A 13348-nucleotide genomic window follows, 5' to 3' on the forward strand; every position below is an offset into this window, starting at 1 on the left:
AGAAAAGTGAAAACTAATTCTTTTACAGGGAAAAGCGCTTACTGAGTGTAAACTCCAGAAAACTTGTTCCGTTAGAGATTTGTAAGCTGTTAAAATTGATATCGGAATTAAATTGATTCTGAATATAAGTCGCTCCTAAATAGAATCCGGAAAAATGATAGCCTCCGGCAACCCGGATTGACGCCCCAATACCCGGCTTACTCTGAATTTCACTATCTCCTTCACTAAATCCTAACTCATTATAGCGATATCCGAACTGAGCAGAAGCCGATCCGGTTAAAATAGCCCTTCGAAAAGGAACCAACGAATAGGCGTAGCCCGCACTTCCATAAACAGAATAGGATTGAAAATCATACAAACCCATAAAACCGGGAAAATATTCTTCACCCAAGTCATCTGAAATCAAATTAACATCGCCACCAATCCGGTAATAACCGACACTGCCTCCAAAAATAATGGATCCTGCACTTCTTAATTGTAAGTCAGTCTGATTAAACGCCGCCTTGTACGAAAAACGATTGTGGTTTAAAACGAACGTAAAATTGGCCCCGAGATTGTCTGTTTGAACATCGCCGCGAACCTGGTACAAACGACCATCTGACGACAAATCGCTGGCATTTTTCCCATTCAACGACAAATAATAACCACGGGTTCTTAGAGCGAGAACATCCACAATAAACGCTCGAGAAATTAAATACGACTGCAGGCCGAAGCTGGAAGATTGCCCGTATTTGTCTTCGTCGGTATAACTAACGGGTAACTCAGCACCGATTTTGAGTCCAAACCATTTATAATTTACGCCAGCTCCGAGTTTAAAGTGATCGTTTGAACGATATACCAGGTTTAAATCATTAAATCCATTTGTGATCATCGCATGATTTCCCTTATCCGCTGAATACAAGCGAACAATTAAATCATCGTAATACGATTCTACATAGTTAGGATCGTAATTTAATTCTGACAATTCCGGTGCTGACTGCGCATGAAGCAACCTCCCTGCAACTATAAGTACAAGAAGAACAATTCCCTTTTTCATCCAATCTTTTAAACGTCCAACTCAAGCCATACCGGACAGTGGTCTGAATGAACCACTTTAGGTAATATCCCAGCTGAATTAATTTTATCTTTCAATGGTTCGGTAACCATGTTATAGTCGATTCGCCAACCTTTATTTCTCTCTCTTGATCCTGCCCGATAACTCCACCACGAATAATGATCCGGATCCGAAACAATTTCCCTGAAGCTGTCAATATAGCCGAAATCGACAAACTGCTGGAACCACTCCCTTTCTTCAGGAAGAAAACCAGAGGTGTTTTGTTGCTTTTCCGGATTATGGATATCAATCCACAAACGACAAATGTTATAATCGCCCGAAATAACCAGTTTTGGCAAGCTTTCACGCAACTCATTCAAGTACGCTGTAAAATCGGCCAAAAAATCCATTTTATAGACCTGTCTGGGACCTCCGGTTGTTCCCGAAGGGAAATAGGCGCTAATAACCGAAAAATCGCTAAAATCGGCTCGAATCACTCTCCCCTCACGATCGTACTTCTCATTACCAATTCCCTTTTCGACATGCAAGGCAGGTTCTTTACTCAAAATAGCCACGCTGCTGTAGCCCGGCTTCACTGCAGAGAAGCTATAAAAATGATAACCTAACGATTCAAATTCAGACTCACTCATTTGCCCGGCCTTCGCCTTGGTTTCCTGCAAACAAATAACATCCGGATCTTCAGCTTCAAGCCAGGTTAAAAAATCTTTCTTTATTGCAGCACGAATGCCATTAACGTTATAGGATAGAATACGTTTCACAAATTTTCGTAATTTTGATAAATCTTTTCAAAAATAACAGAAACAATTAACTCAGAAAACCCAGTGAATAAAGGCATCGTCATAAAATCAACCGGTAGTTGGTACAGTGTCAAATCGGAATCCGGCCAAATTATTGATTGCAAGATCAAAGGGAATTTTCGCATCAAAGATATTAAAAGTACCAATCCAATTGCTGTCGGAGATCATGTTCAGTTCCGCCTTGATGAACAAGACGAGGATGATACCAATAAAGCTGTCGGTTTGATCACTGAAATTGCTGACAGAAAGAACTATATTGTCCGCAAAGCGCCCAACCTATCGAAACAATCTCATATTATTGCAGCAAACATCGACCAAGCCTTTCTTGTCGTTACCATTAACTACCCAATCACCACAACAACTTTTGTTGATCGGTTTTTAGCTTCAGCAGAAGCCTACAGAATACCTTGTACTTTGATTTTCAATAAGATAGATAGGTTCAACAAAGAGCAGATTGCACATTTAGATGATTTAATTGAAACCTACCAAAACATTGGATACCGTTGTCTAAAAACATCGACTAAGAAAAACATCGGACTAGATACCTTGAAAAGTTGGATGACCGGAAAAATAAATGTTTTCTCTGGTCATTCAGGAGTTGGTAAATCTTCGTTGATCAATAAAATTGAACCGAGAGTTAATTTAAAAACAAAAGAAATTTCGGAGTACCACTTATCGGGTATGCACACTACTACATTTTCCGAAATGTTTGAATTGAGTTTTGGCGGTTACATAATCGATACTCCAGGGATCAAAGGTTTTGGAATGCTCGATATGGAAAAAGAAGAAATTGGCCACTACTTCCCCGAAATTTTTGAGCGATTGGAAAAATGCCAGTACTACAATTGCACTCACACACACGAACCGGGTTGCGAAGTAAAAAAAGCGGTCATCGAAAATGAAATTGCTGAAAGCCGCTACTATTCTTACCTCGGCTTACTCCAATCAGATGAAAAGTACAGAAATTAAGCTAGATGCTTCCATAAAAGAAACCCGTTTTAGGCGGGCTTTTTCATGTAAAATCAATTCTATTTCAAGTCTTTATCTTAAAATAATCGAATATTTTAGTGGCACGAGAATCGCCTATTTCTGCAGACACTGTATCGTAGGTCTGTTTTTTTAGATTCTCGAGGCTCTTAAATTTACGCAAAAGGTGTTGAATCGTCTTTTCACCAATTCCTGGAATATTGTCAAGTTCAGATTGAATAAAATTCTTCGAACGCTTCTGCCGATGAAAAGCAATCCCGAATCGATGAGCTTCATCTCTTGCCTGCTGAATTACTTTTAAAGTTTCTGAATTCTTATCGAGGTACAACGGTACCGAATCTCCCGGGAAGAAAATCTCTTCCAATTTTTTTGCAATTCCTATAATCGGAATTTTACCCCGAAGCTTTAATTTACCGAGCGCTTCCAATGCTGCACCCAATTGCCCCTTTCCCCCATCGATAATAATTAATTGCGGCAAGGGCTTATTTTCTTCAACCTGTCGTTTATACCTCCGGTAAACTATTTCTTCCATCGAAGCAAAATCATTTGGCCCCTCTACGGTTTTGATATTAAAATGCCGGTATTCCTTTTTTGCGGGTTTTGCATTCTTAAAAACAACACAGGCTGCAACCGGATTTGTTCCCTGTAAATTCGAGTTATCGAAACATTCAATTTGAACCGGCAATTCCTTTAATTGAAGATCCTTTTTTATCGTCTCTAAAATTCGATTTGTACTTTGAGCCGGCTTTGAAAGTGCAAACTGCTTTTCCTTTTCAAGTCGAAAATACTTAGCATTTCGAATCGATAAATCCATCAACTTCTTTTTGTCTCCACGAATAGGAACTCTAAAATCAACCCCTTCAAGCGAAATAGTAGTTTTAAACGGAACGAGCAATTCTTTCGCATTACTGAAAATCTTCTGCCGAATATCGACAATTGCATATTCCAACAATTCTTCCGCCGATTCATCGAGGGCTTTTTTTACCTCCATCGTATAAGTTTGAATGATCGCCCCATTGATTACTTTCAGGTAATTTACAAAAGCTGATTTCTCAACAACTTCTATCCCGAACACATCAACATCTGTAATTGTAGCACTAACAACAGTCGATTTATTTTGAAATTTCTCCAGACTTTCCAATTTTTCTTTCACCTGGTTTGCTTCTTCAAACTGATAATTTGCTGCGAAGTCCTTCATCATTTCCCGAAGATATTTGATAACCCCGGAAATATTTCCTTTCAAAATATCCTTAATTTCATCGATATATTTTAAATAATCACTCTCATTCTGGAAACCTTCGCAAGGCCCCAGACAATTCCCAATATGATATTCGAGGCAAACTTTATACTTCCCGGCATTAATGTTTTCTTTCTGGAGATTCAAACCACACGTTCTGAGTTTATATAAGCGGCGAAATAAATCAAGCAAAGTCCGAACAGCAATTACAGAAGTGTAAGGTCCAAAATAAACCGAGCCATCACGAATAACATTCCGGGTTTGAAACACCCTTGGAAACGCTTCATTTTTGATGACAATCCAGGGATAGGTTTTATCATCTTTCAAGCGAATATTATACCGTGGCTGATATTTTTTGATGAGGTTATTTTCCAATAAAAGGGCATCCTGTTCCGTTTCAACAACCATGTGTTTGATGTCGTAAATATTCCGAACAAGCAATGCCGTTTTCCGATTATCGTGATTTTTGGAAAAATACGAAGAGACTCTTTTCTTTAAATTTTTAGCCTTCCCTACGTAAATAATCTTACCCGAATTATCAAAATACTGATAAATTCCTGGTTGATCCGGCAACACAGAAACCAGTTTTTTCAACTCATCAATCCGATCATTTGCACTTGAATATTTCAATCGATTTCGATTTTATAATAAATAAAAATAGCTTGTAAAATTAATCACAAGCCTATTTAATACGATCCTCTAAAGGACAAAAATATAAATTAATATTCCACTAAACTATGCGTTTCATATTCTGATAAAATCTTCTTATTACCGTTTTCGATAAATTTCAAATCGCAAATAAATGAGAAATAAACTTGCTTCACATTCATCTGTTGAACCAATTTCAAAGCAGCTAAAGCAGTGCCTCCGGTCGCCAATAAATCGTCATGAATCAACACCACATCATCTTCAGAAAGGGCATCCAAATGCATCTCTATTGTGTCTGTTCCATACTCCAATTCGTATGATTCATGAATCGTTTCAGACGGCAATTTCCCCTTCTTTCGAGCGGGAACAAAACCTGCATTCAAACAATAAGCTACAGCCTCGCCAACAATAAATCCACGAGATTCCAACGATACAATCTTTGTTATTCCCCGGCCATTAAAATAAGAACTCACTTCATCAACTACCGTTTTGAAAGCCATTTCATCTTTCAACAGTGTGGTAATATCCTTAAAATTAATCCCCTTTTCAGGGTAATCCGGAATTTCGCGGATATACTTTTTAAGATCCATAATTATATTTTTACCGTGTTCCACGTGGAACACTACCTTCCTAGCATGATTAAAAGAACATTAATGTCGGCAGGACTGACGCCCGAAATACGACTTGCTTGTCCAATTGTTTGAGGTTTGATTTTCGTCAATTTCTGACGAGCCTCTGTAGAAATTGTGTGTATACTTTCGTAGTCAAACTTGTCTTCAATATTAATATTTTCAAGCCTTTTGAACTTATCCGCGATCTGCTTTTCACGTTCAATATAGCCCGAATATTTGATCAAAATTTCGGCAGATTCGAGTATTTCTTCATACCTGTTTTCGGGTATGTTCTTCAAAAAATTCTTGAATGGAGTGACAGGCTCGATAACATCGAAAATAGAAATTTGAGGTCGAGAAATAACATCTTTCAACTTCACACCTTGCTTCAATGGACTCGTATTTTTCCCCTCTAAAAGTGCATTTATAAACTGTGGCTTGATCGAAAAATTAGAAACAAAATCAACAACCTGATCACGATAATTTGTTTTCTCACGAAGCAAATCCATTCGTTCTTGAGTAGCCAAACCAAGCTCAAATCCTTTTGGAGTTAACCTGGAATCGGCATCATCCTGCCGCAAAAGAATCCGATATTCTGCTCTGGAAGTAAACATCCGGTAAGGTTCATCAACACCCTTTGTAACCAAATCATCAACCAAAACACCAATGTAAGCTTCATCCCTATTCAATACGAAATCGGGTTTCCCATTCGACTTTTGATGTGCATTAATACCGGCAACTAAACCTTGGGCAGCCGCTTCCTCGTACCCTGTTGTTCCATTAATTTGACCAGCAAAATACAGGTTAGAAATAAGCTTTGTCTCTAGTGTATGATACAATTGTGTCGGGTCAAAATAATCATATTCGATCGCGTAACCGGGCCTAAATATCTTAGCATTTTCTAATCCGGAAATCAAACGCAACGCTTTATATTGAACATCCCAAGGAAGTGATGATGAAAAACCATTCAAATAATACTCAATTGTCGACTGACCTTCCGGCTCCAAAAACAATTGATGTTGTAATTTCTCGGCAAAGGTTACGATTTTCGATTCAATACTTGGACAATACCGAGGACCTGCCCCTTTGATCGTTCCGTTGTACATTGGAGAGTCTTCAAAGCCAACTTCCAGTGCTTTGTGAACTGATTCATTGGTATAAGTAATCCAACAACTGCGTTGTTTCAAATCAGACTTTTCGTGCGGCAAATAGGAAAATTTATAGTATCCTTTGTCGCCTTCTTGTTCCTCCAATTTAGAAAAATCGATCGTTCTACCGTCAATTCTAACGGGAGTTCCGGTCTTTAACCGACCAGTTACAAACCCAGCTTCGGCCAACTGATCGCTGATAAAATAAGAGGCAGACTCCCCTATCCTACCACCTTCCATTTGCGATCGCCCAACGTGCATCAAGCCGTTCAAAAAGGTTCCATTGGTTAAAACAACCGTCTTGGCTAGAAACTCTACACCTATCTTTGTGCGAACGCCTGTCACTTTTCCATCCTCCAATAAAAGATGAATAACAGCATCCTGCCACAAATCGAGGTTGTCAATCTTTTCAAGCTCGCTACGCCACTCTTCTGAAAACCGCATCCGGTCGCTTTGCGAACGAGGACTCCACATGGCAGGTCCTTTAGACCTGTTTAGCATGCGAAATTGTATCGATGTGCGATCGGTGATAACACCGGTATAACCTCCTAACGCATCTATTTCGCGTACAATTTGTCCCTTAGCAATTCCACCAATTGCGGGATTACAGGACATCTGGGCGTACTTACCCATATCCATTGTTATGAGCAAAGTTCTCGATCCCAAATTGGCCGCTGCTGCTGCAGCTTCACATCCGGCATGGCCTCCCCCTACAACAATGACATCATATAATGGTAACATCTGACTAAATTTTAGAGCCACAAAATTAATAGAAAAGGTTAGATTAGAAAAGGTTAGAAAATCGCCAAATATTGATCTTCTTTTTGAGTCATAACGATTTTCTCGTCCGGTTGTTTATCTGGATATCCTAACAAGTGTAAAACTCCATGAACTAAAATACGCCTCAACTCTTCTTGAAAGGAGACCTGAAACCTGGTAGCGTTCTCTGAGACACGGTCTACACTGACAAAAATATCACCTGATATTTTATCATCTTCTACATAGTCAAAGGTAATAATATCGGTATAATAATCATGATCTAGATATTCGCGGTTAACCTGAAGCAGATACTCGTCACTACAAAAAATGTAGTTGACAGATCCGGTAATCTTATTTTCTGAGCTAATGACGGAAGAAATCCAAGATTTAACTTTTCTTCTTGGTAATTTTAGAGGTTTTACATCCTCATGATAAAAGAGTATGGGCACGATCGAGTTTAAATTTTAATTGGATAACAGATCCATTATTTTTGAAATTAACTTCATCTACTAAATTGTGAATAATGAAAAGCCCTCTCCCACCCTCAAGTTTGATGTTTTCATTTGCGGTTGGGTCAGGAACCTTTGTATAATCGAAGCCATTCCCTTCGTCATGCACTTCGAACAAAGCAGCCTCATTAGTAATTTCAGCAAACAAAGAAACGTATTTATTTTCGTCTAATTTATTTCCGTGATTAATGGCATTATTCACCGATTCACAAACACCCAGTGTAATAAAAGCAACCTGCTTCGAGCTCAACTTACAAGCGCCCAAAACATCATCAATGAAATCTTCTACTTCTTTGAGATAGATAAAATTTGAAGGTATGCGTATCGACTTTTTCAAACTTACTTATTTACCTGATTCATATAATTTCGAAATTTCTGTTCGTAGAAACTTCGAAGGCGAAAATTATTGTATAAGATTTCCTGCTCCTTATTTTTCTCTTTGTTTTTATACTCTAAAAACATATCAGGGTTACTGTAAAAAATCTGTTGCGCGGTCTTCGATTCCCGTTGATCATCAACATCACGTTCCATGTCCGCTTTTTCCGCTTTTAACAAGCGATCCAGAATCAAATTTTGACGAGTAACCATGTTATCAGTCAGATTTTTTTGAATTAAATCGACTCTATTTTGTTCAATAAGCTGATCAATCGCTCTAAGTTGTTCTTTTGCAGAACTTCCAACTCCCTCATCCATTAAAAGATCACCAATCATCTGTTTCATCTTTTCCTGCTGAAGCAGAGATTTCCCTATCTGTTCATTCAAGTGCCCTTTTTCGCCATTTTTCAAACTCTCAATCATACGCTGCAACTGATCCTTCAAAGACTGTTGCGTGTCCTTCAATTTCTGCATCGAACTTTTCCCGCCCTTCCCGGGTTTATCACATTCCTGATCACCGGGCATCGAATTAGCCATTGCCTTTTCTAAGTTTTCCAATGCCTCGCTTAAGAACAAAGAAAGTTCATTTAATGCTGTCATAGTATTTTGCTGAAATTTAAGAACAGTTCCGGTTGATCCTTCCTTTAAATCATCAATCGATTGATGAATAGAATAGTCAACTTTCATCAGCTCACTACTAATTTTAGAATCAATAGCCGGAGTCCTTTTGGCAAGAGCATATAGTGAATCTTCTATTTGCTTCGATTGTTCAAGAATAAGATCTTGCCTCTCTTGAACATCGTTTAGCAACGGATCACTAATATTGAGGTCACGTGTCAAATTTAAGATTTCTTCCTGATCTAGTGATACATAAATTAAATTCTTAAGAATTTGTTTTAAATTGGCGATGTCTTCGCCCTTCTGTTGCGCCTGGCTACTATTCAACATTTGCTTCACAGCAAAAGCCAAATTCTGTATTAATGACTTATTTTCAGATATTTGATCCGCTACTTTCTTTCTCTGTTTGCGACTGATGCTCTCCTTAATCTTTTCAAATTGATTTTTGATTTGATTTAACTCTTCGTTAACCGGAAACAGATTCATTGGTTTTTCCAATTGTTTATTCAACTCAAGAACCTCATCAATATCTTCTGAAATATCTTTAACTTGCTCGCTATTATGCTGTTCACTCATATCCAACTCATCGAATTCATCTCTTTCTAGAAGCTTTAAATTACTTCCCTCATTTTCAGCGAGATTATCCAACTGATTAACAATATCTTCTAACCTTTGCTCAACTTTAAGCCGCTTTAACATCTCCAAATTCCGATCCAACTGTTTGGACAAATCATCCATGGGAAAAGCCATTTTGTCCATCATCTCATTCAACCGCTCCTGATCAAAATTCTTAGATAACTCATTAAACTCATCGAATAATTCTTGCAACTCGTCAGTCATTAACTCATTCATCAATTGCTCAATTTGCTTTTGCTTATCCATCAACTCTTCCTGTTGATCGCCAAATGAATTATTCAAATTATTTTTCTGAGTATTCATCTGCCCTAACTGATCCAACGACTCCTGAAGCTTCTCGCGCTTCTTCAAAATATTTTGAATAAACTGCTGCTTATCCCAATCACTCAGATTATCTGAAATACTTCGATACTTAAGTTCTTCTAAATCCCTTTTTATGTCCTCTGTTATTGATTTGCTGTCATCGAACAGATTTTCTAGATCATTCAAATACTCTTCGTTAACTTCTGCTAACTTTTGTCTGTCCAGCAGTTGAAAATTAAAAACCTCAGATGTGCTTTGCTTAAATCGATGTACGGCGTCGTTATCGCGAACAGTAAAATAATAACTAAAAGATTCACCTAATCCATCAAAGTCTTTAAAATCTATATAATAGAAAAACTCCTGCACATTTAGCGATGGAATGACCGGAATCACTGAAGCACTGTCGAGCTCTGTATTTTTAATGTTGAAAACCAAATCTTTAAATCCGTAATCGTCAGCAATTTGACCTTTAAAGTAAAACCGATTCAAAGAGACCGAATCCTGAATTTGAACAACTTTAATTTCAGGGAAAAGGTCAGGAATTACCTCTATATCAAACGCAATGAGTTCCTTTCGATGCACAAACTCATTATCCAAAATAACGCTATATGACTTATCATTCAACACAATACATTCAACAGAAAACTCGTCTCCCTCTTTCACACCTGAAATGAAATTTCCTTCCATAGAGAGTTCTAACGAATCAGTATCGGCTGTTATGAATTCCCATCTTACCTTGCTGCCAACAGGTACCTTTAAATCACCAACATCTTTGAATTCCAGATCAGGCAAATTCGTGTAATCCGGAACATCTACCTGTACTTTATATGTTAGAAGAATGGGATCCGGAATCACCTCAATTTGAAAGTAGTCCGAAGCATATCGTAAATCAGTAAAATAAACCGGAAACGAACTTTGTACATTATCGAAGGTGTAAGTAAACAAGGAATCTTCATGGCTCATCAAAAAATTATTACCACCGATATTAACATACAAATTATCCGGCAACTTCTCGCCAACACAATATACCGATAGCGTTACAACTCCACCCCTTTTTACCCGTGCAGACTTGCCTCCGATTACGAACTGAAATGGAGCAGGCTTCACAAACACCTGATTAAAATGAACCAACCGGAAACCAGCCTTGGAAACCAGACCAGGAAAAGACATTCCAACAACAAAAAATAAAACAATTGACACTACAAGAACGCTAACGTTACCCTTAATCAACTTAAAATTGAAATAATTACGAAACTCAAAGGGTGATAAAGACTTAATTTTCTGATCAATACTTGAAATAATCAGTTGATCATCCTCATCCATTTGTCCTAACTCCACAACGTTGATCAGATGGTCCTTTAATTCCGGAAAATGACTGCTTACGAGTTCCGCCTCCTGATTTAAGGTAAATCGCTTGAGTCCCGAAAAATATAAAAGAGATATAAAAAGATATCTAAATCCAATATAACAGAATAACGATATTAACCCAGTCATAAAAACAATTCGCCATAAACTGCTAGTATAAACTTGCAACTCAATAAATAAAACTACTGATATATAAATAGTTATTATAGATATTAACAACAAAAGTCCCTTAAACAGCTGAAGTAAGAAATACTTTTGGCTGTACTTTCTAAGTTTTTCAACAAGCAAACTATAGTTGTTAATCATGATTCTTAAAATACTAAATTACAAGGTAAAAATACAGGGAAAAATTGTTAATTACTCAGGAATAACTGTTGAAATAAAAACAGAAAAATGTTACCAAATTATTTCCTAAATCCTAAATTAATTTTAATCGAGATGAATTATTGAAAACACAAAATCTAATTTTGTAGAAAGAATCCATAGTTATTGAACAGCCAAAAGCGTTTCAAACGATTAATAAAATCAATACTTTTATTTAATCAACAATTGTTAATTACTATTAAAAATCATTGACTATCAGAAAATAGAACTGTTAATTTGCCGTTAACAAAACAAGAGAAATACCGAAGACTGAAAAAAGCAAGAACAATTGGAATATTTTATCAAAGGAATTAACAGGCTATCATTATTAATATTCTTCTTTTTAAAGAATAAAGAAATATAATAATAGAAATAAGTTTTGTTAGTAGGGTTTCCTTTTGGTTTGAAAACGGATTAATTTTGAAACGGTTTAACTGGTACGTGAATGAATGAGAAGCTATCCATATTGCTAGTGGAGGATAATGTGTTGAATCAGAGGATTGTAACTTTCAGTTTAAAAAAGTATAACCATACCGTGGAGATTGCTAATAATGGACTGGAAGCGTTGGAAGTTTTTAAAACACAGAAGTTTGATGTTATCCTGATGGATATCATGATGCCTGTAATGGATGGTTTAGAAGCTACTTTAAAAATCCGTGAATACGAAGACACGAACAACATCGCAGATAAAACTCCTATTATTGCTGTAACAGCCAATACAATGGACAATGATCGCGAAAAATGTCTTTCTTACGGAATGAATGAGTTTATGGCTAAACCATTTGATGTTGAGAAACTTGCGCATATTTTTAGCGAACTTAGAATTAATGCTGTGTAAGTTCGTTTTATCCCGATCCGAAATAAAATTATATTTGTTCTTTAAAGCGAAGGAATAATTTTATGGCGGATCCCATTGATTTACACAACCAATCTTTTTCTGAACGAGACAATGACGTCGATAAACGTCTTCGTCCCCTGTCGTTTCACGACTTTAAGGGACAGGATCAGGTTGTCGAAAATCTGAAAGTCTTTGTTCAGGCAGCTAAAATGCGTGGTGAAGCCTTAGACCATGTTCTTCTTTTCGGCCCTCCCGGACTCGGAAAGACTACCCTGTCGAATATTATTGCAAACGAGTTAGGCGTAAGCTTGAAACTTACATCTGGTCCTGTATTGGATAAACCAGGCGATTTAGCCGGGCTTTTGACCAACCTCGAAGACAGAGATGTTTTGTTCATCGACGAAATACACCGTTTAAGCCCCATAGTCGAAGAATATTTGTATTCGGCTATGGAGGACTATAAAATCGATATAATGATCGATAAGGGCCCCTCAGCACGCTCAATTCAGCTCGAATTAAATCCCTTTACCCTCGTTGGTGCGACGACACGATCAGGTTTGCTCACAAGTCCTCTTCGCGCCCGTTTTGGTATCAAGTCGCATTTTGAGTACTACGATCTGAAAATTTTAACGGGAATTGTGAAGCGCTCCGCTGATATTTTATCTGTCGAAATTGATGAGCGTGCTGCTATCGAAATAGCGTCCCGGAGCCGTGGTACTCCCCGTATCGTCAATGCTTTACTGCGGCGTGTACGCGACTTTGCCCAAGTGAAAGGAAACGGCCGAATTGATATGGAAATCACCCGATTTTCGTTGGAAGCACTAAATATTGATACGCACGGTCTGGACGAGATGGATAATAAGATCCTTCGCACCATCATCGATAAATTTAAAGGAGGACCTGTTGGTATAAGTACGATTGCTACAGCTGTAGGCGAGGATAGTGGAACGATAGAGGAAGTCTACGAACCGTTTCTGATTAAAGAAGGGTTTATCAAAAGAACTCCCAGAGGTCGTGAAGTTACTGATTTAGCCTATAAACATTTGGGCGTATTTAAACCCGGTAGCGATTCGACACTTTTTTAGGGAATTCGAATATAA

11 protein-coding genes are annotated in these 13348 nt (G+C 37.7%); 3 read left to right on the plus strand and 8 right to left on the minus strand.

Annotation, left to right across the window (positions count from 1 at the left end):
* Nucleotides 1–22 precede the first annotated feature (22 nt).
* A complete protein-coding gene (locus GJV22_RS14790) occupies nucleotides 23–1036 on the minus strand; it encodes a DUF4421 family protein (protein ID WP_163715382.1) in 1014 nt (337 codons plus the stop codon).
* Between the two features lie 8 nt (nucleotides 1037–1044).
* On the minus strand, nucleotides 1045–1812 hold the full coding sequence (locus GJV22_RS14795) for an exodeoxyribonuclease III (protein ID WP_163715385.1): 768 nt from the start codon (nucleotides 1810–1812) through the stop codon (nucleotides 1045–1047).
* 63 nt (nucleotides 1813–1875) lie between these two features.
* Here GJV22_RS14795 and rsgA point away from each other — a divergent pair, with 63 nt between their 5' ends.
* Entirely contained in the window at nucleotides 1876–2820 is a 945-nt protein-coding gene (gene rsgA / locus GJV22_RS14800; protein ID WP_163715387.1) for a ribosome small subunit-dependent GTPase A, read from the plus strand.
* A gap of 64 nt (nucleotides 2821–2884) precedes the next feature.
* Here the strand turns inward: rsgA and uvrC are convergent, their stop codons facing one another.
* From uvrC to GJV22_RS14830, 6 genes are all read right to left on the minus strand, one after another.
* Nucleotides 2885–4705, minus strand: a complete 1821-nt coding sequence (uvrC, locus tag GJV22_RS14805; RefSeq protein WP_205461900.1) for an excinuclease ABC subunit UvrC — start codon at nucleotides 4703–4705, stop codon at nucleotides 2885–2887.
* 89 nt (nucleotides 4706–4794) lie between these two features.
* Nucleotides 4795–5313 carry an adenine phosphoribosyltransferase gene (locus tag GJV22_RS14810; RefSeq protein ID WP_163715390.1) on the minus strand — a complete coding sequence of 173 codons (519 nt, stop codon included), beginning with the start codon at nucleotides 5311–5313 and terminating at the stop codon, nucleotides 4795–4797.
* A 32-nt stretch (nucleotides 5314–5345) separates the two neighbouring features.
* Nucleotides 5346–7223, minus strand: a complete 1878-nt coding sequence (gene mnmG / locus GJV22_RS14815) for a tRNA uridine-5-carboxymethylaminomethyl(34) synthesis enzyme MnmG (RefSeq protein ID WP_163715393.1) — start codon at nucleotides 7221–7223, stop codon at nucleotides 5346–5348.
* 53 nt (nucleotides 7224–7276) lie between these two features.
* A complete protein-coding gene (gene ybeY / locus GJV22_RS14820; RefSeq protein WP_163715396.1) occupies nucleotides 7277–7690 on the minus strand; it encodes an rRNA maturation RNase YbeY in 414 nt (137 codons plus the stop codon).
* On the minus strand, nucleotides 7668–8087 hold the full coding sequence (locus GJV22_RS14825) for an ATP-binding protein (protein ID WP_163715399.1): 420 nt from the start codon (nucleotides 8085–8087) through the stop codon (nucleotides 7668–7670). Before GJV22_RS14825 ends, ybeY begins: the two co-directional genes overlap by 23 nt.
* Nucleotides 8088–8089: 2 nt before the next feature.
* On the minus strand, nucleotides 8090–11353 hold the full coding sequence (locus tag GJV22_RS14830; protein ID WP_163715402.1) for a DUF4175 family protein: 3264 nt from the start codon (nucleotides 11351–11353) through the stop codon (nucleotides 8090–8092).
* A gap of 502 nt (nucleotides 11354–11855) precedes the next feature.
* Between GJV22_RS14830 and GJV22_RS14835 the strand changes: the two genes are divergently transcribed.
* Together GJV22_RS14835 and ruvB are read left to right on the plus strand one after the other, a co-directional pair.
* Nucleotides 11856–12248 (plus strand): response regulator, encoded by a 393-nt coding sequence (locus tag GJV22_RS14835; protein WP_163715406.1) that lies wholly within the window; start codon nucleotides 11856–11858, stop codon nucleotides 12246–12248.
* 62 nt (nucleotides 12249–12310) lie between these two features.
* Complete coding sequence (gene ruvB / locus GJV22_RS14840) at nucleotides 12311–13333, plus strand: Holliday junction branch migration DNA helicase RuvB (protein WP_163715408.1); 1023 nt, start codon at nucleotides 12311–12313, stop codon at nucleotides 13331–13333.
* The last annotated feature ends 15 nt before the right edge of the window (nucleotides 13334–13348 follow it).

It is taken from the genome of Mangrovibacterium lignilyticum (assembly GCF_010882175.1).
In the GTDB taxonomy this organism is placed as follows: domain Bacteria; phylum Bacteroidota; class Bacteroidia; order Bacteroidales; family Prolixibacteraceae; genus Mangrovibacterium; species Mangrovibacterium lignilyticum.

Excerpts from the sequence above, each read along its gene's own strand:
- GJV22_RS14790 (WP_163715382.1), bottom strand. The coding sequence starts at position 1,036 with ATGAAAAAGGGAATTGTTCTTCTTGTACTTATAGTTGCAGGGAGGTTG.
- GJV22_RS14810 (WP_163715390.1), bottom strand. The coding sequence starts at position 5,313 with ATGGATCTTAAAAAGTATATCCGCGAAATTCCGGATTACCCTGAAAAG.
- mnmG (WP_163715393.1), bottom strand. The coding sequence starts at position 7,223 with ATGTTACCATTATATGATGTCATTGTTGTAGGGGGAGGCCATGCCGGA.
- GJV22_RS14830 (WP_163715402.1), bottom strand. The coding sequence starts at position 11,353 with ATGATTAACAACTATAGTTTGCTTGTTGAAAAACTTAGAAAGTACAGC.
- GJV22_RS14835 (WP_163715406.1), top strand. The coding sequence starts at position 11,856 with ATGAATGAGAAGCTATCCATATTGCTAGTGGAGGATAATGTGTTGAAT.
- ruvB (WP_163715408.1), top strand. The coding sequence starts at position 12,311 with ATGGCGGATCCCATTGATTTACACAACCAATCTTTTTCTGAACGAGAC.